The 23,176-nt window shown below is 58.4% G+C and carries 19 protein-coding genes; 15 read left to right on the top strand and 4 right to left on the bottom strand.

The window, feature by feature from the left end:
- The first annotated feature begins 119 nt into the window (after positions 1–119).
- From hemA to kdsA, 6 genes are read left to right on the top strand one after another with little or no spacing between them, the layout of a single operon-like run.
- Positions 120–1,376, top strand: a complete 1,257-nt coding sequence (gene hemA, locus L3069_RS12410; RefSeq protein ID WP_003856666.1) for a glutamyl-tRNA reductase — start codon at positions 120–122, stop codon at positions 1,374–1,376.
- A gap of 41 nt (positions 1,377–1,417) precedes the next feature.
- Positions 1,418–2,500, top strand: a complete 1,083-nt coding sequence (prfA, locus tag L3069_RS12405; protein WP_003856667.1) for a peptide chain release factor 1 — start codon at positions 1,418–1,420, stop codon at positions 2,498–2,500.
- A complete protein-coding gene (gene prmC, locus L3069_RS12400; RefSeq protein WP_038416188.1) occupies positions 2,500–3,330 on the top strand; it encodes a peptide chain release factor N(5)-glutamine methyltransferase in 831 nt (276 codons plus the stop codon). Before prfA ends, prmC begins: the two co-directional genes overlap by 1 nt.
- On the top strand, positions 3,327–3,719 hold the full coding sequence (gene sirB2 / locus L3069_RS12395; protein WP_038416187.1) for an invasion regulator SirB2: 393 nt from the start codon (positions 3,327–3,329) through the stop codon (positions 3,717–3,719). Before prmC ends, sirB2 begins: the two co-directional genes overlap by 4 nt.
- A gap of 3 nt (positions 3,720–3,722) precedes the next feature.
- Positions 3,723–4,532 carry an invasion regulator SirB1 gene (sirB1, locus tag L3069_RS12390; RefSeq protein WP_022648376.1) on the top strand — a complete coding sequence of 270 codons (810 nt, stop codon included), beginning with the start codon at positions 3,723–3,725 and terminating at the stop codon, positions 4,530–4,532.
- A gap of 36 nt (positions 4,533–4,568) precedes the next feature.
- A complete protein-coding gene (gene kdsA / locus L3069_RS12385; protein WP_022648375.1) occupies positions 4,569–5,423 on the top strand; it encodes a 3-deoxy-8-phosphooctulonate synthase in 855 nt (284 codons plus the stop codon).
- Positions 5,424–5,528: 105 nt separating this feature from the next.
- Here the strand turns inward: kdsA and chaA are convergent, their stop codons facing one another.
- Positions 5,529–6,629: a sodium-potassium/proton antiporter ChaA gene (gene chaA / locus L3069_RS12380; protein ID WP_003856672.1), complete on the bottom strand. Its 1,101-nt coding sequence runs from the start codon at positions 6,627–6,629 to the stop codon at positions 5,529–5,531.
- Between the two features lie 268 nt (positions 6,630–6,897).
- On the opposite strand from chaA, the gene chaB reads away from it, so the two are divergent.
- Positions 6,898–7,128, top strand: coding sequence for a putative cation transport regulator ChaB (gene chaB / locus L3069_RS12375; protein WP_003856674.1), 231 nt, complete (start codon positions 6,898–6,900; stop codon positions 7,126–7,128).
- Positions 7,129–7,305: 177 nt separating this feature from the next.
- Complete coding sequence (locus L3069_RS12370; protein ID WP_017384255.1) at positions 7,306–8,001, top strand: gamma-glutamylcyclotransferase; 696 nt, start codon at positions 7,306–7,308, stop codon at positions 7,999–8,001.
- 30 nt (positions 8,002–8,031) lie between these two features.
- Here L3069_RS12370 and L3069_RS12365 read toward each other — a convergent pair whose 3' ends face one another.
- The 3 genes from L3069_RS12365 to L3069_RS12355 form a co-directional block, all read right to left on the bottom strand.
- Entirely contained in the window at positions 8,032–8,271 is a 240-nt protein-coding gene (locus tag L3069_RS12365) for a hypothetical protein (RefSeq protein WP_015570352.1), read from the bottom strand.
- A gap of 194 nt (positions 8,272–8,465) precedes the next feature.
- On the bottom strand, positions 8,466–10,250 hold the full coding sequence (locus tag L3069_RS12360) for a methyl-accepting chemotaxis protein (protein WP_023306429.1): 1,785 nt from the start codon (positions 10,248–10,250) through the stop codon (positions 8,466–8,468).
- 106 nt (positions 10,251–10,356) lie between these two features.
- The gene (locus tag L3069_RS12355) at positions 10,357–10,710 is read right to left on the bottom strand and encodes a DsrE/DsrF/TusD sulfur relay family protein (RefSeq protein ID WP_023300288.1); all 354 of its coding nucleotides are present in this window, start codon (positions 10,708–10,710) and stop codon (positions 10,357–10,359) included.
- Between the two features lie 73 nt (positions 10,711–10,783).
- Between L3069_RS12355 and nasR the strand changes: the two genes are divergently transcribed.
- The 7 genes from nasR (at position 10,784) to L3069_RS12320 (ending at position 23,176) form a co-directional block, all read left to right on the top strand.
- Positions 10,784–11,956: a nitrate regulatory protein NasR gene (gene nasR, locus L3069_RS12350; RefSeq protein ID WP_023300287.1), complete on the top strand. Its 1,173-nt coding sequence runs from the start codon at positions 10,784–10,786 to the stop codon at positions 11,954–11,956.
- Positions 11,957–12,183: 227 nt separating this feature from the next.
- Positions 12,184–13,431 carry a CmpA/NrtA family ABC transporter substrate-binding protein gene (locus L3069_RS12345; protein ID WP_100167864.1) on the top strand — a complete coding sequence of 416 codons (1,248 nt, stop codon included), beginning with the start codon at positions 12,184–12,186 and terminating at the stop codon, positions 13,429–13,431.
- 2 nt (positions 13,432–13,433) lie between these two features.
- Entirely contained in the window at positions 13,434–14,312 is an 879-nt protein-coding gene (gene ntrB, locus L3069_RS12340) for a nitrate ABC transporter permease (RefSeq protein WP_038416186.1), read from the top strand.
- Positions 14,313–14,321: 9 nt separating this feature from the next.
- On the top strand, positions 14,322–15,110 hold the full coding sequence (locus tag L3069_RS12335; RefSeq protein ID WP_038416185.1) for an ABC transporter ATP-binding protein: 789 nt from the start codon (positions 14,322–14,324) through the stop codon (positions 15,108–15,110).
- A gap of 12 nt (positions 15,111–15,122) precedes the next feature.
- Positions 15,123–19,109 carry a nitrite reductase large subunit NirB gene (nirB, locus tag L3069_RS12330; protein WP_074133641.1) on the top strand — a complete coding sequence of 1,329 codons (3,987 nt, stop codon included), beginning with the start codon at positions 15,123–15,125 and terminating at the stop codon, positions 19,107–19,109.
- A complete protein-coding gene (locus L3069_RS12325; RefSeq protein ID WP_038416184.1) occupies positions 19,106–21,583 on the top strand; it encodes a nitrate reductase in 2,478 nt (825 codons plus the stop codon). Before nirB ends, L3069_RS12325 begins: the two co-directional genes overlap by 4 nt.
- A gap of 174 nt (positions 21,584–21,757) precedes the next feature.
- A complete protein-coding gene (locus L3069_RS12320) occupies positions 21,758–23,176 on the top strand; it encodes a YchO/YchP family invasin (RefSeq protein WP_063135809.1) in 1,419 nt (472 codons plus the stop codon).

Raw genomic sequence — 23,176 nt, 5'->3', positions numbered from 1 at the left:
ATCTCAAAGCGCGGCGTAAGCTATTACTCCGAAAGGGGGCAGTCTCTTTTATTGATCTCGCGCATCCTGTATGATGCGTCCTGCTAACCTTATTAACGCTGGTACTACTCCCGCTCAACATGACCCTATTAGCACTCGGTATTAACCACAAAACGGCCCCGGTTTCACTGCGAGAACGCGTTACGTTTTCGCCGGATACGCTCGACCTGGCGCTGGATAGCCTGCTTGCACAGCCGATGGTGCAGGGTGGCGTGGTGCTGTCGACGTGCAACCGTACCGAGCTCTATTTAAGCGTGGAGGAGCAGGACAACCTGCACGAGGCGCTGATCCGCTGGCTATGTGACTATCACAACCTCAACGAAGAAGAGCTGCGCAACAGCCTGTACTGGCATCAGGATAACGATGCGGTCAGCCATCTGATGCGTGTGGCCAGCGGTCTGGATTCGCTGGTGCTGGGCGAGCCGCAGATCCTCGGCCAGGTGAAAAAAGCCTTCGCGGATTCCCAGAAAGGGCATCTGAAAGCCAGCGAACTGGAGCGAATGTTCCAGAAGTCATTCTCCGTGGCGAAGCGTGTGCGAACCGAAACCGACATTGGCGCCAGTGCGGTTTCGGTTGCTTTCGCGGCCTGTACTCTTGCCCGTCAAATCTTTGAATCGCTGTCGACCGTCACCGTACTGCTGGTGGGGGCGGGCGAAACCATCGAGCTGGTGGCGCGCCATCTTCGCGAACACAAGGTGAAGAAGATGATCATCGCTAACCGCACCCGCGAACGTGCGCAGGTGCTGGCAGATGAAGTGGGCGCTGAGGTGATTGCGCTGAGCGACATCGATGAACGTCTGAAAGAGGCGGACATTATTATCAGTTCTACCGCCAGCCCGCTGCCGATTATCGGGAAAGGGATGGTCGAGCGTGCGCTGAAATCCCGCCGCAATCAACCGATGCTGCTGGTGGATATCGCCGTTCCGCGTGATGTCGAACCGGAAGTGGGCAAACTGGCGAACGCCTACCTGTACAGCGTGGATGACCTGCAAAGCATCATTTCGCACAACCTTGCCCAGCGTAAGGCGGCGGCTGTGCAGGCGGAAACCATCGTTGAACAGGAAACCAGCGAATTTATGGCCTGGCTGCGCGCGCAAAGCGTCAGCGAGACCATCCGCGAATACCGCGGTCAGGCGGAGCAGGTGCGTGATGACCTGACGGCCAAAGCGTTAGCGGCCCTTGAACAGGGCGGCGACGCGCAGGCGATTATGCAGGATTTAGCCTGGAAACTGACCAACCGCCTGATCCATGCCCCAACCAAATCTCTTCAGCAGGCTGCCCGTGACGGGGACGATGAACGCCTGACTATTCTGCGCAACAGCCTCGGGCTGGAATAGCGCCCTATACCCATTTTCTAAGACAAGGTGCATTTACGCCTATGAAGCCTTCTATCGTCGCTAAACTGGAAGCTCTGCACGAGCGCCATGAAGAAGTCCAGGCGCTGCTCGGCGATGCCGGGACCATTGCCGACCAGGAACGTTTTCGCGCGCTGTCGCGTGAATACGCGCAGTTAAGTGATGTTTCAAAATGCTTTACCGACTGGCGACAGGTCCAGGAAGATATCGAAACCGCGCAGATGATGCTCGACGATCCTGAAATGCGCGAGATGGCCCAGGAAGAGTTGCAGGACGCTAAAGCGCGGTCAGAAGAGATGGAGCAGCAGCTTCAGGTCCTTCTGCTGCCAAAAGATCCGGACGATGAGCGTAACGCTTTTGTGGAAGTCCGCGCCGGTACCGGCGGCGACGAAGCGGCGCTGTTCGCCGGAGATCTGTTCCGTATGTACAGCCGTTATGCGGAATCACGCCGCTGGCGCGTAGAGATCATGAGCGCCAACGAAGGCGAGCATGGCGGCTACAAAGAGGTTATCGCCAAAATCAGCGGCGACGGCGTTTATGGTCGGCTGAAGTTTGAATCCGGTGGTCACCGCGTGCAGCGTGTGCCTGCGACAGAATCTCAGGGACGCATTCACACTTCGGCCTGTACGGTGGCGGTCATGCCCGAGCTGCCGGAAGCGGAACTGCCGGATATCAACCCGGCGGATCTGCGCATCGACACCTTCCGCTCTTCAGGGGCGGGTGGTCAGCACGTTAACACCACCGACTCCGCTATCCGTATTACTCACCTGCCCACCGGGATTGTGGTTGAGTGTCAGGACGAGCGATCCCAGCACAAGAACAAAGCTAAGGCGTTATCCGTGCTGGGTGCCCGTATCCACGCGGCGGAAATGGCGAAACGCCAGCAGGCGGAAGCCTCTACCCGCCGTAACCTGCTGGGCAGCGGCGACCGTAGCGATCGTAACCGCACCTATAACTTCCCGCAGGGGCGCGTAACCGACCACCGCATCAACCTGACGCTCTACCGTCTGGATGAGGCAATGGAAGGCAAGCTCGATATGCTGATTGAGCCTATCGTGCAGGAATACCAGGCCGACCAGCTGGCGGCGCTGTCCGAGCAGGATTAATGGATTTTCAGCGCTGGTTACGTGAGGCGGCCCGTGAACTTTCAGAAAGTGAAAGCCCGAAGCGGGACGCCGAAATTCTGCTTGAGCATGTGACGGGTAAAGCCCGCACGTATCTGCTGGCTTTCGGCGAAACCGAACTGACAGCTGAACAGCTATCGCAGCTGGAGGCGCTGCTCGCCCGCCGTAAAACCGGCGAGCCGGTGGCGCATCTGGTTGGCGAGCGCGAGTTCTGGTCACTTCCGCTGTACGTCTCAGCGGCCACGCTGATCCCGCGCCCGGACACCGAGTGTCTGGTGGAGCAGGCGCTGGCGCGGTTACCGGCGCAGTCGTGTCAGATCCTCGATCTCGGTACCGGCACCGGCGCGATTGCGCTGGCGCTTGCCAGCGAGCGGCCGGACTGTATCGTGATGGCGGTAGACGTGATGCCTGATGCGGTCGCCCTCGCGCGGCGCAACGTTGAACGGCTGAGGCTGAACAATGTTTCCGTTCTGCAAAGCAGCTGGTTTGCCGCGCTTGAAAGCCGCATGTTCGAAATGATTGTCAGCAATCCGCCCTACATCGACGAAGACGATCCGCATCTCGCGCAGGGCGACGTGCGTTTCGAACCGTTGACCGCGCTGGTCGCTGCGAATCAGGGACTTGCGGATCTCGATCACATTGTGACAACGTCACGGCAACATTTGCTTCCCGGTGGCTGGCTGCTGGTGGAACATGGGTGGACGCAGGGAGAGGCGGTGCGAGCGCTGTTTACGCGTGCCGGATACGCCGCCGTGGAAACCTGCCGGGATTACGGCGGCAATGAACGTCTGACGCTGGGGCAGTGGTCATGAGCCTGTTTACGCTGCTGATCTCCGTTCACCTGGTTTCCGTTGCCCTGACCATCGGCTTTTTCATTGTCCGCTACTGGTGGCGCTACAGCAATAATCCGCTGATTAACGCCCGCTGGGTACGTATCGCCCCACACGGTATCGACACAGTGCTGTTCCTTTCCGGAGCCGGGTTAATGTGGAAGACCGGCTATCTGCCATTTACTGATAAAGGCCTATGGCTGACTGAAAAGCTGTTTGGCGTTATCATCTACATCGTTTTGGGTTTTATCGCGCTTGGGCGTCATCGTCCGCGCAGCCAGCAGAAAGGGTTTATCGCCTTTCTGCTGGGTCTGGTGGTGCTGTACATCATCATTAAACTCGCCACCACAAGAATACCGTTACTGGGGTAAGTCATGAGGTCCTTAGCCGATTTCGAATTTAACAAAGTGCCGCTATGCGATGGTATGATCCTGATTTCAGAGATGATCCGCGACGATTTCACATCACAGTACGTTTACGCTGAACTGGAAAATCTGGTCAGCCTGGCGCGCGAAGAGATCAATCAGGCACGTCCGCAAGACTGGCAATTAGAGAAGCTGATTGAGCTTTTCTACGGCGAATGGGGTTTCTGCGACACGCGAGGCGTGTATCGCCTGTCTGACGCACTGTGGCTGGACCAGGTGCTGAAAAATCGACAGGGTAGCGCCGTCGCGTTGGGCGCCATTTTACTGTGGGTTGCGCACCGACTGGATATTCCACTGGTGCCGGTCATTTTCCCGACGCAGATGATTTTGCGGGCGGAGTGGCTGGACGGTGAGATGTGGTTAATCAATCCGTTTAACGGCGACACGCTGGATGAGCATACGCTGGACGTCTGGCTGAAAGGCAACATCAGCCCGATAGCGGAGCTGTTCAATGAAGATCTCGATGAAGCCGATAACGCCGAAGTGATCCGCAAGCTGTTGGATACGCTGAAGTCTGCGCTGATGGAAGAGCGTCAGATGGAGCTGGCCCTGCGCGCAAGCGAAGTGCTGTTGCAGTTCAATCCGGAAGATCCGTACGAAATCCGCGACCGCGGCCTGATTTATGCGCAGCTCGACTGCGAACACGTGGCGCTGAATGATTTGAATTACTTCGTAGAGCAATGTCCGGAAGACCCGATCAGCGAAATGATTCGCGCGCAGATCAACGCGATCGCGCATAAACACATTACACTGCATTAATCTTAATTCCGATTCACACCTGAATAAGGCGATCCTATGAAACAAAAAGTGGTTAGCATTGGTGATATCAACGTGGCAAACGACCTGCCGTTCGTGCTGTTTGGCGGTATGAACGTTCTGGAATCCCGCGATCTCGCTATGCGCATCTGCGAACACTACGTGACCGTGACCCAAAAGCTGGGCATCCCGTACGTGTTTAAAGCCTCTTTTGACAAAGCCAACCGCTCCTCCATTCACTCCTACCGTGGCCCGGGCCTGGAAGAGGGGATGAAGATTTTCCAGGAGCTGAAACAGACGTTTGGCGTGAAAGTGATCACCGACGTGCACGAAGCGTCTCAGGCACAGCCCGTGGCTGATGTGGTAGACGTGATTCAGCTTCCGGCGTTCCTGGCGCGCCAGACTGACCTGGTAGAAGCGATGGCGAAAACCGGTGCCGTGATTAACGTGAAAAAACCGCAGTTCGTGAGCCCTGGCCAGATGGGTAACATCGTCGATAAGTTTATCGAAGGTGGTAACGACCAGGTGATCCTGTGCGACCGTGGTTCAAACTTCGGTTATGACAACCTGGTTGTGGATATGCTGGGCTTCAGCGTAATGAAGAACGTCTCTAACCAGTCTCCGGTGATTTTCGACGTGACCCACTCCCTGCAATGTCGCGACCCGTTTGGCGCCGCGTCTGGCGGGCGTCGTGCGCAGGTGACCGAACTGGCGCGCGCCGGTATGGCAACCGGCCTGGCGGGTCTGTTCATTGAAGCGCACCCGGATCCGGTTAACGCAAAATGCGACGGTCCATCTGCGCTGCCGCTGGATAAGCTGGAGCCATTCCTGAAACAGATTAAAGCGATTGACGATCTGGTGAAGAGCTTCGACGAGCTGGATACCAGCAACTAATAAAAAAACCCGCTTCGGCGGGTTTTTCTTTGCCCGGCGGCGCTACGCTTGCGCGGGCCTACGGGTTTCGTAGGCCGGGTAAGCGCAGCGCACCCGGCAAAAAAATTACGCAAATATCGTCATCAGATACGCAATAAACAGCGCCATATGCGCCGCGCCGTTCAGCACATTGGTGCGACCGGTTGAGAAGGAAATCTGACACAGCAGCAATGAAGCTACCATCACAATCATCTCTGGGGCACCCAGCGCAAACTGCAATTCATTCCCCGTCATAAAGGCAATAAGCGTTACCACCGGAACGGTAAGGGAGATGGTCGCCAGAACGGAGCCAAAGAACAGATTCATCGCACGCTGCACCTGATTATTGAGCACCGCTTTCAGCGCTCCCAGGCCTTCTGGCGACAGGATCAACAGGGCTACCAGGAAACCGGTAAAGGCGACCGGCGCGTTCAGTTCAGTTAACAGCGCCTCCAGCGGGTTCGCATTCATCTTGGTGACCGCAATTACCGCAATCAGATGCACGATCAGCCAAACCGTGTGCCACGCGCTGCTGTGGGCCGACGGCTTACCGTGATGCGGGTCATCATCGTCGCCGTCGTCTTCATGCTCGTAAACAAACAGGCTCTGGTGCGTTTTGGTCTGGATCAGCAAGAACACGCCGTACATTGCCGCGGAAATCAGCGCCACCAGCAGCGCCTGGCCGGTGGTGAAGTTTGCGCCCGGCAATGCCATCGGGAATACCAGCACGATAATCGCCAGCGGGAATAGGGCGATCAGATACTGTTTAATGCCAAAAAGGTTCATGTACTGGGTGGCAAATTTGCGGCCACCTAATAAAAGCGAAAAACCGACCAGGCCGCCGGTAACAATCATAATGATGGAGTAGAGCGTATCGCGCATTAACGTTGGTGCGGCGTCGCCGGTGGCCATTAATGCGGAAATTAGACTGACCTCAAGAATCACAACCGAAAGGCTTAAAATTAATGACCCATACGGCTCTCCAAGACGGTGGGCTAAAACATCCGCATGGCGTACCACGCTAAATGCACTGGTTAAAATACCCACCAGAGCCAGAATATTGATCCCCACAACCACTGGCAATGACTGACTGCTTCCCCAGAAGAGCAGCACAGCCAGTGCCAGAACCGGGAAAATGAGAGAGGTCTCCTTGTGGCGGGTCTTTACCGCCTCGTGTGTTGCTGTCATGTGTTTCTCCAACAGTGCAGGTGCTTGTAATTATAGATAGATTTTGAGGGTGTTAAATTAACAGAAAACGGTTAAATACCCTGTATTTTTTACTTAATTTTACCCTTTAATGGGAATTTTCTTCCTGAAGCTTATAATACCTTATTTACACAAAATATTAATTTAATAACAACGCCTTGCGCTCTTAATTAGTTCATTTCTCGCTGTCGGCTGGCACCCTGGGGTATCGTCGTCCACACTTATCTTTTAGCCAAAAGAGAGGTTAACGATGCCATACAAATCGAAAAGCGAATTACCGGATAACGTGCAAAACGTACTGCCTGCCCACGCTCAGGATATCTACAAAGAAGCCTTTAACAGCGCCTGGGATCAGTACAAAGATAAAGAAGATCGCCGGGACGATGCCAGCCGTGAAGAGACGGCGCATAAAGTGGCCTGGGCCGCCGTAAAAAATGACTATGAGAAAGGAGATGATGACAAATGGCACAAAAAGAAATAGCTGCCGAATAATACGCTGCCTCCATTTTGACATTTCAGGCGGTTGAACTGCCGCTGTATTGCATCTGGCCCGCGAATTGCTTATCGTTTCTCAACTGCTGTTAAAATGAACAGCACAGAATGCCGGGAAGGCGCATTAAAGATGTCGCAAGGAAGCATGCAGTGGCGGAGGTGGAATGTGTTAACGCGTGATTTCTTGATGAAGGCAGATTGTAAGACGGCATTTGGTGCTATTGAGGAATCGCTTCTGTGGTCGGCTGAACAACGTGCGGCGTCGCTTGCGGCAACGCTGGCCTGCCGCCCGGATGATGGCCCGGTCTGGATTTTTGGTTACGGCTCTCTGATGTGGAACCCGGCGCTCGAGTTTGTTGAATCGGCAACCGGAACGCTGCCTGGCTGGCACCGCGCCTTCTGTTTGCGCCTGACCGCCGGACGCGGCAGCGCCTGTCAGCCTGGACGTATGCTTGCACTAAAAGAGGGCGGGCGCACCACGGGCGTGGCATACCGGCTGCCGGATACCACGCTGGAAGATGAGCTGACACTGCTGTGGAAGCGCGAGATGATCACCGGCTGCTATATGCCCAGCTGGTGCAAGCTGGAACTGGACGACGGTCGCACCGTCAACGCGCTGGTGTTCATTATGGATCCGCGCCACCCGCTGTATGAAGCCGACACCCGAACCCAGGTGATTGCCCCGCTGATTGCCGCCGCCAGTGGACCGCTGGGCACTAACGCCCAGTACCTTTTCTCGCTCGATCAGGAGCTGACGCGTCTCGGTATGCAGGACGACTGTCTGAGTGAGCTGGTGGTGAAGGTTAAAGCGCTGCTGGAAGGGAACCCGCTCAGCAATACGCTGCGCCCGGGTTTTGCCTGATAATACGCCCGGCTGGCCGGGCGTTTATGGTTATGCTGCCACGTAACTTACGGAATGTTCGAGCGACTGGCTGTGGCTGTCGATCAGCACATCCCAGGTGCCGGTGTAAGGCACCGTCAGCCAGGCCTTATCATCCTGGACGGTAAGGATATCTGCCTGCGATTGCTTTTGCCCTTTTGTACTCATCAGATGGATGCGGCAACGTTCTGAGCAACGCACCACTACCGTATCCCCGCCAAACAGTTTCAGACTCGTTTTAACTCGTGCCATTTTTTATACCCCGTCGTTTTGCCCATCCCGAGCGTGATGTTGTTCATAATTTACTCATTGCATAACACCAAAGGGGAAGGTGGGTGATGCTGATTTCGATCAAAAAATGGCGCAACGATTAAACAAAAATGACAAAATTTCTGAAACTTTCAGCCGACGCGCGTTTTCCCTGCTTAACGCGCGTCCGGGAAAAATTATATGCGGAAATGGCCAGCGGTCTCAGCAAGGTCGCCCGCCTGGCTTTGCAGCGCGCTGGCCGCAGCAGCAGACTGTACAACGAGTTCAGCGTTCTGCTGCACCATGCGATCCAGGTGAGTCACCGCGTGGTTAATTTCATGGATGCCTTTCATCTGCTCGCGGGTGGCAATAGATATTTCACGCATAATGCCAGACACGCTCCCGACGCTGGCGCGGATCTCATCCATGCTGTCGCCCGCAAGGTGCACAAACCGGGAGCCGGTTGCAACGCTTTCGGTAGTGGAGTCAATAAGGGATTTTATCTCTTTCGCCGCCTGAGCGCTGCGGCTGGCCAGATTACGCACTTCCCCCGCAACGACCGCGAACCCACGGCCCTGCTCACCGGCACGAGCCGCTTCGACGGAGGCGTTAAGCGCCAGAATGTTGGTCTGGAAGGCGATGCCGTCAATCACGCTGGTGATATCGCCAATCTTTGCAGAAGCCACTTCGATGGACTGCATGGTGCTGATTGCCTGCGAGACTACTTCGCCGCCGCGCGCTGCGGCCGCAGAGGCCTTACTGGCCTGGTCGTTGGCTTCTTCGGCCGATTCATTCGACTGGGTAACGGAGGCGGTTATCTCTTCCACGGCGCTGGCGGTCTCACGCAGGCTGGACGCGGCCTGCTCGGTTCGTCCGGAGAGATCCTGATTGCCTGCCGCAATCTCCTGCGCGGCGTTTTTCACTGAGGCGCTGGCGTCGCGAAGCTGGACCATCACCACCGAGAGCTTATTGCTGAAGGCGTTAAACGCCTGCGCAATTTGCGCCACTTCGTCATCGCCGCTATCCGGCAGACGCTGGGACAGATCGTTGGTGCCGTTGGCAATGCTGTGCATCGCGTCGCGAATGTCGGACAGGCGCTTAAGCAGGCGGGCTATCAGGAGGTGGACAATGGCGCCGCTAAGAAGCGCCAGAATCACCAGCGAGATTGCCGACGCTTTCAGCAAGGAACGCATGCCGGAGGTGGCGTCGCTGCTGTCGAGGGCGACGACCAGCAGCCAGTTCGTGCCCGGCACGGCTGAGGCGATAAAGGTTTTTTCCTCATCATTCAGCGTCCCGTCGACCGGATTACCGCTCTTCAGCGCCGCAAGGTCGATGCCTTTGATCGTCCCGGTAAACGGCTTCAGCGTCAGGGTCGGCTCGTTGGCGGCAATAACCGTGCCGTCGCTGTTCAGGAGCAACCCGCTGCTGGCAGGCGTTGGGTGGATCCCGCGCACGTTCGCCACCACGCTATCCATGGCGACATCGCCCGCTACCACTGCTTTCAGAGTACCATTCTCCTTCACCGGTACGGCAAACGTCACCACCAGCTTCCCGGTCCCGGCATCAACGTAGGGCGCCGTCACAACCGGGCCGTCCGTGCTCACCACCTGCTGATACCAGGGACGAATGGTTGGGTCATAATCCGCCGGGACCCCCGCAGGATCGGAGAATTTCGCCGTCTTGCTGGCGTAGCCTGCGTAGACGTTGGTGAAGCCGCCCGCCTGGGCTAATTGCTTAAATACCGGAACCGGATCGTCAGCCAGCGCGATACTCTGCGCGGAGGCAATCACCGTCATTTTGCTTTTGACCCAGTCGGCAATCGCCATATTGTGGCTGGCGCTGGTGCTGGTCAGTATATCGCGCTGCGACTGCTGATTATCCTGGCGCGTGACCTGAAAGTTGATAATGGTATTAAGAAGAAGGGCGACGACCATACAGCCTGTCGTCGCCGCAATGATGCGGGCGCGAATGGATCTGAACATAAGTGTAATACCTGCTGTGTTGTTTCCATGCCTATCGGCAATGGCGCAGGTAAACTTGATGCTGAAACCGCGTCCATAAGAAAATAATATTTTTAGCGATTTATTATTAAAAAGTTAATACTTTATCAGCGGTAAGAGTCCATTCAGCCAGTTCAACCAGCGTGCCAATTTCCACGCCATCAATCAGGGGCAGCCCGGTAATGCCGCGACCGTCGGTACAGGTTTTGCACAGCTTGACCGGAACGTTTTGCGCGGTCAGGATCTCCAGCATGTGTTGTATGTTGTAGCCCTCAGCGGGTTTCTGCCCCTTCAGCGCGGCCGTGACGGCATCGGACATCAAAAAGAGGCGCAGCTCCAGCTCACTCTCCTTATCGCGCAGCGCGATTGCCAGGCGCAGACTGTTAAAAAGGGATTCACTGCCGTAGGCCGCACCGTTGGCGACGATCACAATCTTCTGCATGTTGACTCCTGTTCTTTGAAAAGGCACGAATATTGCTTCTCATACCGAAGAATATGTATCGGAGAGAGAAACGATGACAATAGTGGCTGGCAGTTCGCCTGGCGCGACCGAATGGTTCCAGCGTGCAAGAATGCTGCGGGAGGAACAGCTCGGCAGATTAGCGCAGCTGGGCGCACTGGTGAACGGCATCAGTCGACTGGTGCATATGCTACAGTGCGAACGCGGTGCGTCAAATGTCTGGCTCTGCTCGCAGGGTAAATTGTACGGGCCTGAATGCAAGGCCAGCAGGGCTTTGGTGGATGAAAACCTTGCGGCATTGCACCTCCTGTTTAGCGAACCGCTGCCGGGCAGCGCCCTCTGCGAACGTATCGCCAGTGCACTGCACGGCCTTGAAACGCTGATGGTGCTGCGTGATGGCGTTACAGGTCAACGCGTCACCGCGCCGCAGGCGATGGAACACTACAGCCGCATACTGCGGCATCTGCTCAATATCGTACCTCAACTCAGCGACAGCATTGACGATCCGCACATCGCGGGCCGATTTGTGGCCCTTTACAGCCTGATGCAGGGCAAAGAACTTGTGGGACAAGAGCGGGCGTTAGGGGCTATTGGTTTCACCCAGGGATTCTTTGACGATGAAACTCGCCAGCGGCTGGTGGATCGCATTGATGGCCAGCAGGCCTGCTTTGAGGTTTTTATCTCCCATTGCACTCCAGACGTGCAGGAGACGTTTACCCTCAACTGTCAGCCGGGTCTGGAGACTGAAAAACTCAGGCGTGAAGCGTGCACCCGCCAGCCTCCGGCAGATAATGGCGATACCGCCCTCAAATGGTTTGCCCTGCAAACCGCGCGTCTTGAGCATCTGCGTACGCTGGAGGAGGTAGCCATTGCCGATCTGATGACGGCAGTTGAGGAGCGTCGTTATAGCGAAAACCTGCACGTAGACGATGAGTACGACGATATCCTGGCGCGATTTCCGGATAGACCACTGCTGCCGCTGGTGCGCCAGCAGGCGCGTGAAATTGAGCAACTCTCCCGTCAGCTTGCTTCCCTGCGCGACACGCTGGAGGAGCGCAAGACCATCGACAAAGCCAAAAGCGTGCTAATGACGCATCAGAACATGAGCGAGGAGCAGGCGTGGACAGCCCTGCGCAAAATGGCGATGGATAAAAACCAACGCATGGTGGATATCGCCCGTGCGCTCCTTACGGTGAAAAATCTGTGGAAGATACCCCCTGGGGAGTAGTTGCACAGTCAGTGGGCATTTTATGCCTGATTGAGGTGCGTAAAACAGCGCTCTCCTTGCAGAAACCCCGTAACGCCGGGGTTAAAAAGCTGGCATCACCTTTGCATTAACAGATTAACTATTTTTGACGATGCGCCAACGGCGGTGCATACGTCTTCGGGATAAAGGCGTCCAGCGGTGCTTCAGCACCGTCGGGCGCTTTTTTTTGCCTTTTTTCAGGAGCAATTATGGCGGATTTGTCGAGACGGCGGTTATTGCAGGCCAGCATGATGGCGAGTGGTGCGATGCTGTTGCCGGGTGTCATGCAGGCCGCATGGGCGGCGGGGTCAGATAAGCCGGAGCAGGATACCGTGCGTATCGGGTTTATCCCCCTGACCGATTGCGCGCCAGTGGTTATCGCGGCCCTGAAAGGGTTCGATAAAAAACACGGCATTACCATTGTACCTACTAAAGAGGCGAGCTGGGCGGCGGTGCGCGACAAGCTGGTGGCAGGGGAGCTGGACGCCGCACACATTCTTTACGGCCTGCTGTACGGACTGGAGCTGGGTATCGCGGGCAAGCCGCAGCAGATGGCGAACCTGATGACTCTCAACCAGAACGGTCAGGCCATTACGCTCTCCAGCGATCTGGCGGAGAAGGGCGTTCGTGATCTCGACGGGCTGAAAAAGCTGATTACACAGCAGGCACCGGGAACCTACACCTTCGCGCATACCTTCCCGACGGGGACACACGCTATGTGGCTCTACTACTGGCTGGCCAGTGCGGGCATTAACCCGTTTGACGACGTGCGCACTGTGGTGGTCCCGCCGCCACAGATGGTGATGAACATGCGCATCGGCAACATGGTCGGGTTCTGCGTCGGCGAGCCGTGGAACGCGCGGGCGATTAACGACCGCATCGGGTTTACCGCCGCCACGTCACAGTCCATCTGGGCCGATCACCCGGAAAAGATCCTCGGCACCCGACGCGACTGGGTGGTGAAAAATCCGCACACCGCACGGGCGCTGGTGAGCGCCGTGATGGAAGCCGCGCGCTGGATCGAGGCGTCAGCGGAAAACAAACGTGAAACCGCGCAGATCCTCTCGCGCCGCGCATGGCTCAACTGCAAGGAACAGTACCTCACCGGACGCATGCTCGGCGAATACGACAACGGGCTCGGTCAGCGCTGGCAGGATGCGCACCCGATCCGTTTCTTCAATGAGGGTGCCGTGAGCTACCCGTATCTCTCCGACGGCATGTGGTTCTTAACCCAGTTCCGACGCTGGGGTTTGCTCAACGCCGCGCCGGATTATGCGGGCATCGCACAGCGCATTAACCAGACCGCGGTCTGGCAGGATGCCGCGACCGCCGTGGGCGGCATGTCCACACCGTCATCACCGTATCGCAGCAGTACCCTGATGGACGGTACCGTCTGGAACGGCACCGATCCGGAAGGGTACGCCAACCGCTTCGCCATTCACCGTAAAGGGGCCTGAGTATGCAGCATCTGCAAAATACGCAACCACAAGAGAAGTCAGAGAGCGGGGAAGTGATTGTCCTGCCTCCGCTACAGGTTCGCCGTCGTGCGCCAGCGTTTACGCGTCGGATGAATGAGTTTTTACAGCGCGTCATCCCGGCGCTGCTCGGTCTCGGTCTGCTGGTGATGCTCTGGCAGCTGGCGGCGATAAACAGTAAAGGTTTCCCGACGCCGCTCAGCACGCTCGATTCGGCCATGACCCTGTTTGCCGATCCGTTTTATCGCGACGGGCCAAACGATATGGGCATTGGCTGGAACGTGCTGGCGTCGTTGCAGCGCGTCGCCATCGGCTTCGGTCTGGCGGCGCTGGCGGGCATTCCGCTGGGCTTTTTGATTGGGCGCTTCACCTTTTTCTCCCGCATGTTCAACCCGCTGATCGCGCTCCTGCGTCCGGTCAGCCCGCTGGCCTGGCTGCCTATCGGCCTGCTGCTGTTCCAGAAAGCGGAGCCCGCGTCGAGCTGGACCATTTTCATCTGCTCCATCTGGCCGATGGTCATTAACACCGCCGAAGGGGTGCGCCGTATTCCGCAGGACTACCTCAACGTGGCCCGGGTGCTGCAACTCTCAGAGTGGACCATCATGCGCCGCATTCTTTTCCCCGCCGTGCTGCCTGCGGTGTTGACCGGGATACGTCTCTCCATTGGCATTGCCTGGCTGGTGATTGTCGCCGCCGAGATGCTCACCGGAGGTTTAGGCATTGGCTTCTGGATCTGGAATGAGTGGAACAACCTCAACGTCGAAAACATTCTCATCGCCATCGTCATCATTGGCGTGGTCGGGTTGCTGCTGGAGCAGGGGCTGATGCTGATCGCCCGTCGCTTTAGCTGGCAGGAAAAATAAGGAGTGAAGATGAAACCTTTAATTCAGGTCCAGGCCGTGAGCCAGCGTTTTTCCACCGCCAGCGGCGAGTTTCTGGCGCTGCAAAACGTCTCTTTTGATATCCACGAGGGCGAAACCGTCAGTCTGATTGGTCACTCCGGCTGCGGCAAGTCGACCCTGTTAAACCTGATCGCCGGGATCACGCTGCCGACGGAAGGTGGGCTGATTTGCGACAACCGCGAAATCGCCGGGCCGGGGCCTGAGCGTGCGGTAGTGTTTCAGAATCATTCGCTGCTGCCGTGGTTAACCTGCTTCGACAACGTGGCGCTGGCGGTGGATCAGGTCTTCTGTCGCACCATGAGTAAGGCCGAGCGCAAAGAGTGGATTGAGCACAATCTCGACCGGGTGCAGATGGGCCACGCGCTGAATAAGCGCCCCGGGGAGATCTCCGGCGGTATGAAGCAGCGCGTCGGTATTGCCCGGGCGCTGGCAATGAAGCCGAAAGTGCTGCTGATGGATGAGCCGTTTGGCGCGCTCGATGCGCTGACGCGTGCCCATCTTCAGGACTCGGTGATGCAGATCCAGCAGGCGCTGAACACCACCATCGTGCTCATCACTCACGACGTGGACGAGGCGGTACTGCTCTCTGAGCGCGTACTGATGATGACCAACGGCCCGGCGGCCACCGTGGGTGAGATCCTGCGCGTCGATCTGCCGCGCCCGCGCAACCGGGTGCAGCTGGCGGACGATAGCCGCTATCACCACATGCGCCAGCAGATCCTCCATTTCCTCTACGAAAAACAGCCGAAAGCGGCGTAATGAGGGGGCATGATGCGACTGGTCATTATCGGTAATGGTATGGCGGCAACCCGGCTGATTGCATCGCTCACCGGGCGTGTGCCCGGTCGTTTTGCTATCACCGTCATCGGTGACGAGCCGGAGCAGGCGTACAACCGCATCCAGCTTTCGCCGGTGCTGAGTGGTGAAAAGCAGGCGGAGCACATCTGTCTGCACGATGAAGACTGGTACACGGCACGAGGCGTGACGGTGCTGCGAGGAGAAACGGTGCTCGCAGTAGACGTTAACGCGCGTAAAGTGCGTACCTCTGCTCGCACGCTGGGCTGGGATGCGCTGGTGTTTGCCACCGGGTCTACCCCTGTAGTGCCGCCGATCCCCGGCGGCGATGCGCCGCATGTGTTCACCTTTCGCACCCTGGCTGAGACCCGCGCCATCCAGAACCTCTCCGGTCCGGCGGTAGTGCTGGGCGGTGGCGTACTTGGCGTGGAAGCAGCGGCAGCGCTGGCGCGCAACGGTGACAACGTCACGCTTATCCATCGTGGTCCCTGGCTGATGGAACAGCAGCTGGATCAGCAGGCGGGACTGCTGCTTGAAGAGGCGCTGGCGGCGCGGGGTGTTAGCTGTGAATTCACCTCTGGCATCGCGGCGATTAACGGCAAGAGCGTGACGCTACTCAACGGGCACAGCGTCACCGCCGCGCGCGTGGTGCTGGCCACGGGTGTACAACCCAACGTTGCGCTGGCAAAAGCCAGCGGCATTCACTGCGCGCGCGGCATCGTAGTGGATCAACAGATGCAAACCTCCGTGCCGGCTATCTACGCCATCGGCGAGTGCTGCGAAATTGACGGCCAGACATTTGGCCTGGTCGCCCCCTGTCTGGCGCAGGCGGATATTCTCGCCGCGCGGCTGGCCGGGGAGATCACCGCGCCGTTTACCCGGACCGACAACGGCGTGCGTCTTAAGGTGACCGGCGTGGAGCTGTTCAGCCTCGGACGCGCGACGGCGCAGGCGGACGATGTGGTATGGAGTTCATGGGATCCGCTGACCCGTCACTATCGACGTTTACTGATCCATCAGGGGACGCTGGCTGGCGTGCTGCTGCTGGGTGACTGCCGCAGCGCGGCAACCTTTACCGATTTACTGGCAACGGCTGCGCCCGCCCACGCGGACTGGCTGTTCGATCGTTTCACAACGCAACCGCAGGTTGCAGGACAGAACGCTATGACAAAACCTACTCTGGTGGTGGTTGGGCACGGTATGGTCGGCCATCATTTCCTCGAAGACTGCGTTAACCGCAATTTGCATCAGCAGTATCAGATTATTGTTTTTGGCGAAGAGCGCTATGCGGCCTATGACCGCGTGCATCTGTCGGAATATTTTGGCGGACGCAGCGCGGACTCGCTCTCGCTGGTGGCGGGGGAGTTCTTTGCCGATAACGGTATAGAGCTGCGCCTCTCGCAGCAGATTGTCGCTATCGATCGTGATGCACACGTTGTGCGTACCGCCAGCGGCCATGAAACCCACTGGGATAAGCTGGTGCTGGCGACCGGCTCGTACCCGTTCGTACCGCCCGTTCCGGGCAGCGATCTGCCGGGTTGTTTTGTCTACCGCACCCTCGACGATCTGGACAACATTGCGGCCCATGCGGCAGGCTCTCGCCGCGGCGTGGTAATTGGCGGCGGCCTGCTGGGGCTGGAGGCGGCGAATGCGCTTAAGCAGCTAGGGCTGGAAACCCACGTGGTGGAGTTTGCGCCGAACCTGATGGCGGTGCAGCTCGACAGCGACGGTGCGGCAATGCTGCGCAGGAAAATTGAGGCGCTGGGCGTAGGGGTACACACCAGTAAATCGACGACGGAGATTGCCACCGCAGACGACGGGCTGGTGCTGCGCTTTGCCGATGGTGAACAGCTGGAAACGGACATGGTCGTCTTCTCTGCCGGTATTCGTCCGCAGGACGCGCTGGCACGCAGCAGCGGGCTGGCTATTGGCGAGCGCGGCGGGATCTGTATTGACGACGGCTGCCGGACCTCCGATCCGGACGTGCTTGCTATCGGGGAATGCGCGCTGTGGGAGGGGAAAATCTTTGGCCTGGTGGCCCCGGGCTACCAGATGGCGCGCGTGGCCGCCGCTGTGCTGGCGGGTGAGGAGAAGCGCTTCACCGGCGCGGATATGAGTACCAAACTCAAGTTGCTGGGGGTGGATGTGGCGTCGTTTGGTGATGCCCACGGGCGCACGCCGGGGGCGCTGAGCTACCAGTGGACGCACGGGCCGCAGCAAATCTACAAAAAAATTGTGGTCAGTCACGACAGCAAAACCCTGCTGGGTGGCGTGCTGGTGGGCGATGCCAGCGAATACGCCACGCTGGTGCAGATGATGCTTAACGGCATCAGTCTGCCAAAAGAGCCGGAAACGCTGATCTTACCCGCGTCGTCAGGCTGCACGCCGAAAGCGCTGGGCGTGGCGGCGCTGCCGGAAAGCGCGCAGATCTGTTCGTGTCATAACGTCAGCAAAGGGGATATCTGCCTGGCGGTAAGCGCGGGCGCAACGGATATCGGCGCCATTAAGCAGTGCACCAAGGCGGCGACCGGCTGCGGAGGTTGTAGCGCGCTGGTGAAGCAGGTGATGGAGTTCCAGCTTGCGGAGCAGGGCGTGGAGGTGAAAAAAGATATCTGTGAGCACTTCCCGTACTCGCGTCAGGAGATATACCACCTGGTGCGCGTCAACCATATCCGGACCTTCGACCAGCTTATCAGCCGTTACGGACAAGGGCACGGCTGTGAGATCTGTAAACCGCTGGTGGGATCAGTGCTGGCCTCCTGCTGGAACGAATACCTGCTGAAACCGGCGCATCTGCCGCTGCAGGACACCAACGACCGCTACTTTGCCAATATTCAGAAGGACGGAACGTATTCCATCGTGCCGCGCATGCCTGCCGGGGAAGTGACGGCCGACGGACTGATCGCCATCGGCCAGATTGCGAAACGCTATAGCCTTTACAGCAAAATCACCGGCGGACAGCGTATTGACCTGTTTGGCGCCACGCTCGAACAGTTGCCGGAAATCTGGCAGGCGCTGGTGGAGGCCGGATTTGAGACCGGTCATGCGTACGGGAAATCCCTGCGCACGGTGAAATCCTGCGTCGGGTCGACCTGGTGTCGCTATGGCGTGCAGGACTCCACCGGCCTTGCGGTCAAACTGGAGCATCGCTACAAGGGGTTACGTGCGCCGCACAAAATCAAAATGGCGGTCTCCGGCTGTACCCGTGAGTGCGCAGAGGCGCAGAGCAAAGACGTGGGGGTGATTGCCACGGACAAGGGCTGGAACCTTTATCTGTGCGGCAACGGCGGGATGAAGCCGCGCCACGCGGATCTCTTTGCCAGCGATCTGGACGACGAAACGCTGATCCGCACCGTTGACCGTTTCCTGATGTTCTACATTCGCACGGCAGATCGTCTGCAACGCACCAGTACCTGGATGGATAACCTGGAAGGCGGCCTCGACTATCTGCGCGAGGTGATCCTGAACGACAGCCTTGGGATCGCCCACGAGCTGGAGCAGGAGATGGCCCGGGTGGTGGAGACCTATCAGTGCGAATGGCAAACCACCCTCAACGATCCTGATCGCCTGGCGCTGTTCCGCACCGCGGTGAATGTCCCTGCCGCGGCGGAGAGCAAGCGCTGGCAGGAAATTTGCGGCATCAATGATATCCCCGAGCAGGCGGGCATCGGCGCGCGGCTTGGCCGAAAACCGATTGCGCTGTTCCGCTTTGGAACGTCCGTTTATGCCCTGGACGACCTGGAGCCGGGCAGCAGCGCGAACGTGCTTTCGCGCGGCATCCTTGGCGATGCAGCGGGCGAGCCGGTGGTGATTTCCCCGCTTTACAAGCAGCGCATACGTCTGCGCGATGGGTGTCAGGTGGAGAACGGCGAACCCGTGGTGCGCGCCTGGCCGGTAAAAATTGAAAACGGCAAGGTTTGGGTTGGAAGCCAAGAGCTGGTGATGCGTGCGGAGGCCTCATGACGGAAACCCGTACAACGTGCCCTTACTGCGGGGTGGGCTGCGGCGTGGTCGCCAGTGTGGAAGATGGCGCGGTAAGCATTCGTGGGGATGAAACTCATCCGGCGAACTTTGGTCGCCTGTGCGTAAAAGGATCTGCCCTCGGGGAAACGACGGGGTTGCAGGGACGTCTGCTGCGCCCGGTTGTTGACGGCATGGAGGTGGCATGGCCGCAGGCGCTGGGTGAAGCGGGCGAGCGGCTACGGAAGATCATCAACGTATGGGGGCCGCAGGCGGTGGCGTTTTATGCCTCCGGCCAGCTGTTGACCGAGGATTACTATGCGGCCAACAAGCTGATGAAAGGCTTTATCGGGGCGGCGAACATTGATACCAACTCGCGGCTGTGCATGTCGTCGGCGGTGGTGGGCTACAAACGCGCCTTCGGTGAAGACATTGTGCCGTGCAGCTACGAGGACGTGGAAAACAGCGATCTGGTGGTACTCGTTGGCTCAAACGCGGCCTGGACGCATCCGGTGCTGTATCAGCGGCTGGTGCAGGCAAAACGCAGCAACCCGCAGATGAAAGTGGTCGTGATAGATCCGCGCAAAACCGCCACCTGCGATGTCGCTGACCTGCATCTGGCGCTTAAGCCCGGCAGCGATGCCGGGCTGTTTGTGGGGTTGCTCAATCTGATTCAGGGGAGCGGCGAGTGGCCGATTCCTCACGTGGCCGCGTTTTGCGATCTGCCTTCAGACGAGATTGGCACCTTCTACGACTGGTTTGTCACTGCGCCACGCGCGATCACGCTCTACACCATGGGGATCAACCAGTCCTCCAGCGGCAGCGACAAGTGTAACGCCATCATTAACGTGCATCTTGCCAGCGGGAAGTTCAACCGTTCGGGCTGCGGCCCGTTTTCGCTGACCGGACAGCCAAACGCCATGGGCGGGCGGGAAGTGGGTGGGCTGGCGAACCAGCTGGCGGCGCACATGAACTTCGAGCCGGACGATCTTTCGCGTGTGGCGCGTTTCTGGGGAACCGAGCGGCTGGCACAAACGCCGGGGCTGATGGCGGTAGAGCTGTTTGACGCGATTGCCCGCGGCGAGGTGAAGGCGGTGTGGATCATGGGCACCAATCCTGCCGTGTCACTTCCCGACAGCCACGCGGTGTGCCAGGCCCTGGCAGCCTGCCCGCTGGTCATAGTATCTGAGGTGATGCAGGAGACGGACACCAGCCGGTTTGCTCATATCCGTTTTCCCGCCCTGGGCTGGGGCGAAAAAGACGGAACGGTGACCAATTCCGAGCGGCGTATTTCGCGCCAGCGCGCGTTTCTGCCTGCGCCGGGCGAGGCCAGACCGGACTGGTGGATCATCGCCCGGATCGCAGAGCAGCTCGGTTATGGCGATGCCTTCGCCTGGGAACACCCTCATGAGATATTTTGTGAACATGCGGCGCTGACGGCGTTTGAAAATAACGGCGAACGGGCGCTAAACCTGCGCGAACTGGCGTCGCTGTCGCGAGAGGCGTGGGACGAGCTGGCGCCTTATCAGTGGCATGCCGGTGATTTCCCGCAAAGAAATCTTGTACCGGTTGATCCTTCCTCACATGGGGCAGGCGTCGACGAATTGTACCCCTTGATACTGAATACCGGGCGGATCCGCGATCAGTGGCACACCATGACGCGCACAGGGTATGTTCCGCGCCTGATGCAGCATATCGATGAGCCTTTTATTGAGATGAACGCAACCGATGCGGCGCGCGCGGGGCTGACTGACGGCCAGCTGGCGCGGATAAGCTCCCCGCGCGGGGTCATGGTTGCCAGAGTACGTATCTCTACCGCACAGCGTGCGGGCGAGCTGTTTGCGCCGATGCACTGGAACGCGCAGTTTGCCCGGCAGGGGAAGGTCAACGCGCTGGTGGAAGGGCGGGTTGATGCCTGGTCCGGCCAGCCGGAGAGTAAACAAACCGCGGTGAGGATCCTGCCCTGGCTACCCGCCTGGCAGGGGGAGCTGTATGCCCGCGAGTTGCCAGCGCTGCCGCTGTCGGTCTGCTGGTGGCGTAAAGCCTCACGTCTGACGGTGGCGGGGGAGCAGCCGTTGCTGTCGTGGGTCATGGCGTACGCCAGCGGTCGGGGCTGGCAGTTACAGGTGGCACAGACGGGAGAACGCAGCAGCGTGCTCGCCTGGCATCACGGCGAGCTGATGCTGGGCTACTGGGAGGGCCAGACGCTGCCGGCGCTGGCGCATGCGTTTATTGAAGAAGCCTTTGCTGCTGCGCCCGTACAACTCGCTGAACGCCACGCGCTGCTGCAGGGACAACGGCCGGGCGAAGATGCCGATCCCGGGCGAATTATCTGTAGCTGCTTTAGCGTGGGTGAAAATACGATACGTAAGGCGATAGCCGGAGGCTGTAATTCTGCCGCAGCGCTGGGCGTGAAGCTGCGTTGCGGTACGAACTGCGGCTCCTGCCTGCCGGAGCTGAAAGGGTTGTTGGGATAATAGTGTAAAGGCGTCAGGTGGCGGCTTCGCACCGGCACGAATTTGTAGGTCGGGTAAGGCGAAGCCGCCACCCGACAATTCTGTTCAGGATATTCCTGAAATTTCTGTTAAGACTGGTTTTCAGGGCTTATGGCGTTAACATAATAAGTGTTTGTTCATAAACACAGGTTCTGATTGACGACGTTGAAGGCTGTATCGTCCCGCATCCGTTTTTTGCTGTTACTCCCCCTTTTTACGGCTGGAGCCGTTCACGGTGCGCCGAAATCCTTCGTGCAGCAGGCGCAAAATCCGTTTGATAACAACGGCGATAGTTTGCCGGATCTCGGTATGGCGCAACCGACTACCGAAGGCGAAAAGCACCTGGCTGAAATGGCAAAGGCCTTCGGTGAAGCCAGTATGATCGATAACGGCCTGACGGCCGGGCAGCAGGCGCGACAGTTCGCGTTTGGCAAGGTGCGGGATGCCGTCAGCGGGGAAGTCAACGAGCAGATCGAATCCTGGCTTTCCCCCTGGGGTAACGCCAATGTCAATGTACTGGTGGATGACGACGGTAACTTTAACGGCAGCAGCGGAAGCTGGTTTATCCCCTGGAGCGACAACACCCGCTATCTGAGCTGGAGCCAGCTTGGCCTGACGCAGCAGACAGACGGGCTGGTGAGCAACGTCGGGATCGGGCAGCGCTGGGTTGCCGGAAACTGGCTGCTGGGCTACAACACCTTTTACGACAACCTGCTGGAAGACAACCTTCAACGTGCCGGACTGGGCGCAGAGGCGTGGGGCGAAAACCTTCGCCTGTCGGCCAATTACTACCAGCCGTTCGCTGGCTGGCAGCCGCGTTCCGACATCCGGGAGCAGCGCATGGCGCGCGGGTACGACATAACGGCCAAAGCCTGGCTTCCCTGGTTTCATCACCTGAACACCAGCGTCAGCTTTGAACAGTATTTTGGCGATAACGTCGATCTGTTTAACAGCGGTACGGGGTATCACAACCCGGTTGCGGTCAACCTGGGGCTGAATTATACCCCCGTTCCGCTGGTCACCCTGACGGCTGCCCATAAGCAGGGGGAGAGCGGCGTTAGCCAGAATAACCTCGGGCTGAAGCTCAACTATCGCTTTGGCGTGCCGCTGGCGAAACAGCTTTCCGCCGGGGAAGTGGCGGCGACGCGCTCGCTGCGGGGTAGCCGCTATGATTCACCTGAGCGTGATAATCTGCCCGTGATGGAATTCCGTCAGCGTAAAACCCTCTCGGTCTATCTGGCCACGCCGCCGTGGGATCTTAAGCCAGGCGAAACTGTGATGCTGAAGCTGCAAATTCGCAGCACGCACGGTATCCGTCAGATCCACTGGCTGGGTGATACCCGGGCGCTCAGCCTGACCTCACCGGCAAACAGCAACAGCAGCGATGGCTGGAGCATAATCATGCCCGCCTGGAACGACGCGGAAGGGGCGAAAAACGAATGGCGGCTTACGGCCGTGGTGGAAGATAAGGATGGGCAGCGTGTCTCCTCCAATGAGATCACGCTTTCCGTGGTGCAACCGCTCGTCGCAATGCCTGCCGACGATCCACGGTGGAAGTTGCTGCCGGATGAGTAA

The organism is Enterobacter cloacae complex sp. ECL411, from assembly GCF_021869665.1.
Classification (GTDB): Bacteria; Pseudomonadota; Gammaproteobacteria; order Enterobacterales; family Enterobacteriaceae; genus Enterobacter; species Enterobacter intestinihominis.
Note: the sequence above shows the minus strand (reverse complement) of the source record. Positions and strands in the feature narration are given on the sequence as shown.

Bases quoted from the DNA above. Each gene is read 5' to 3' on its own strand.
- ntrB (WP_038416186.1), top strand. From the start codon at position 13,434: ATGCAGCATCTGCAAAATACGCAACCACAAGAGAAGTCAGAGAGCGGG.
- L3069_RS12365 (WP_015570352.1), bottom strand. From the start codon at position 8,271: ATGGCACGAGTTAAAACGAGTCTGAAACTGTTTGGCGGGGATACGGTA.
- L3069_RS12355 (WP_023300288.1), bottom strand. From the start codon at position 10,710: ATGCAGAAGATTGTGATCGTCGCCAACGGTGCGGCCTACGGCAGTGAA.
- chaB (WP_003856674.1), top strand. From the start codon at position 6,898: ATGCCATACAAATCGAAAAGCGAATTACCGGATAACGTGCAAAACGTA.
- L3069_RS12335 (WP_038416185.1), top strand. From the start codon at position 14,322: ATGAAACCTTTAATTCAGGTCCAGGCCGTGAGCCAGCGTTTTTCCACC.
- kdsA (WP_022648375.1), top strand. From the start codon at position 4,569: ATGAAACAAAAAGTGGTTAGCATTGGTGATATCAACGTGGCAAACGAC.
- prmC (WP_038416188.1), top strand. From the start codon at position 2,500: ATGGATTTTCAGCGCTGGTTACGTGAGGCGGCCCGTGAACTTTCAGAA.
- nirB (WP_074133641.1), top strand. From the start codon at position 15,123: ATGCGACTGGTCATTATCGGTAATGGTATGGCGGCAACCCGGCTGATT.
- L3069_RS12325 (WP_038416184.1), top strand. From the start codon at position 19,106: ATGACGGAAACCCGTACAACGTGCCCTTACTGCGGGGTGGGCTGCGGC.
- sirB2 (WP_038416187.1), top strand. From the start codon at position 3,327: ATGAGCCTGTTTACGCTGCTGATCTCCGTTCACCTGGTTTCCGTTGCC.
- nasR (WP_023300287.1), top strand. From the start codon at position 10,784: ATGACAATAGTGGCTGGCAGTTCGCCTGGCGCGACCGAATGGTTCCAG.
- L3069_RS12360 (WP_023306429.1), bottom strand. From the start codon at position 10,250: ATGTTCAGATCCATTCGCGCCCGCATCATTGCGGCGACGACAGGCTGT.
- sirB1 (WP_022648376.1), top strand. From the start codon at position 3,723: ATGAGGTCCTTAGCCGATTTCGAATTTAACAAAGTGCCGCTATGCGAT.
- L3069_RS12345 (WP_100167864.1), top strand. From the start codon at position 12,184: ATGGCGGATTTGTCGAGACGGCGGTTATTGCAGGCCAGCATGATGGCG.
- hemA (WP_003856666.1), top strand. From the start codon at position 120: ATGACCCTATTAGCACTCGGTATTAACCACAAAACGGCCCCGGTTTCA.
- chaA (WP_003856672.1), bottom strand. From the start codon at position 6,629: ATGACAGCAACACACGAGGCGGTAAAGACCCGCCACAAGGAGACCTCT.
- prfA (WP_003856667.1), top strand. From the start codon at position 1,418: ATGAAGCCTTCTATCGTCGCTAAACTGGAAGCTCTGCACGAGCGCCAT.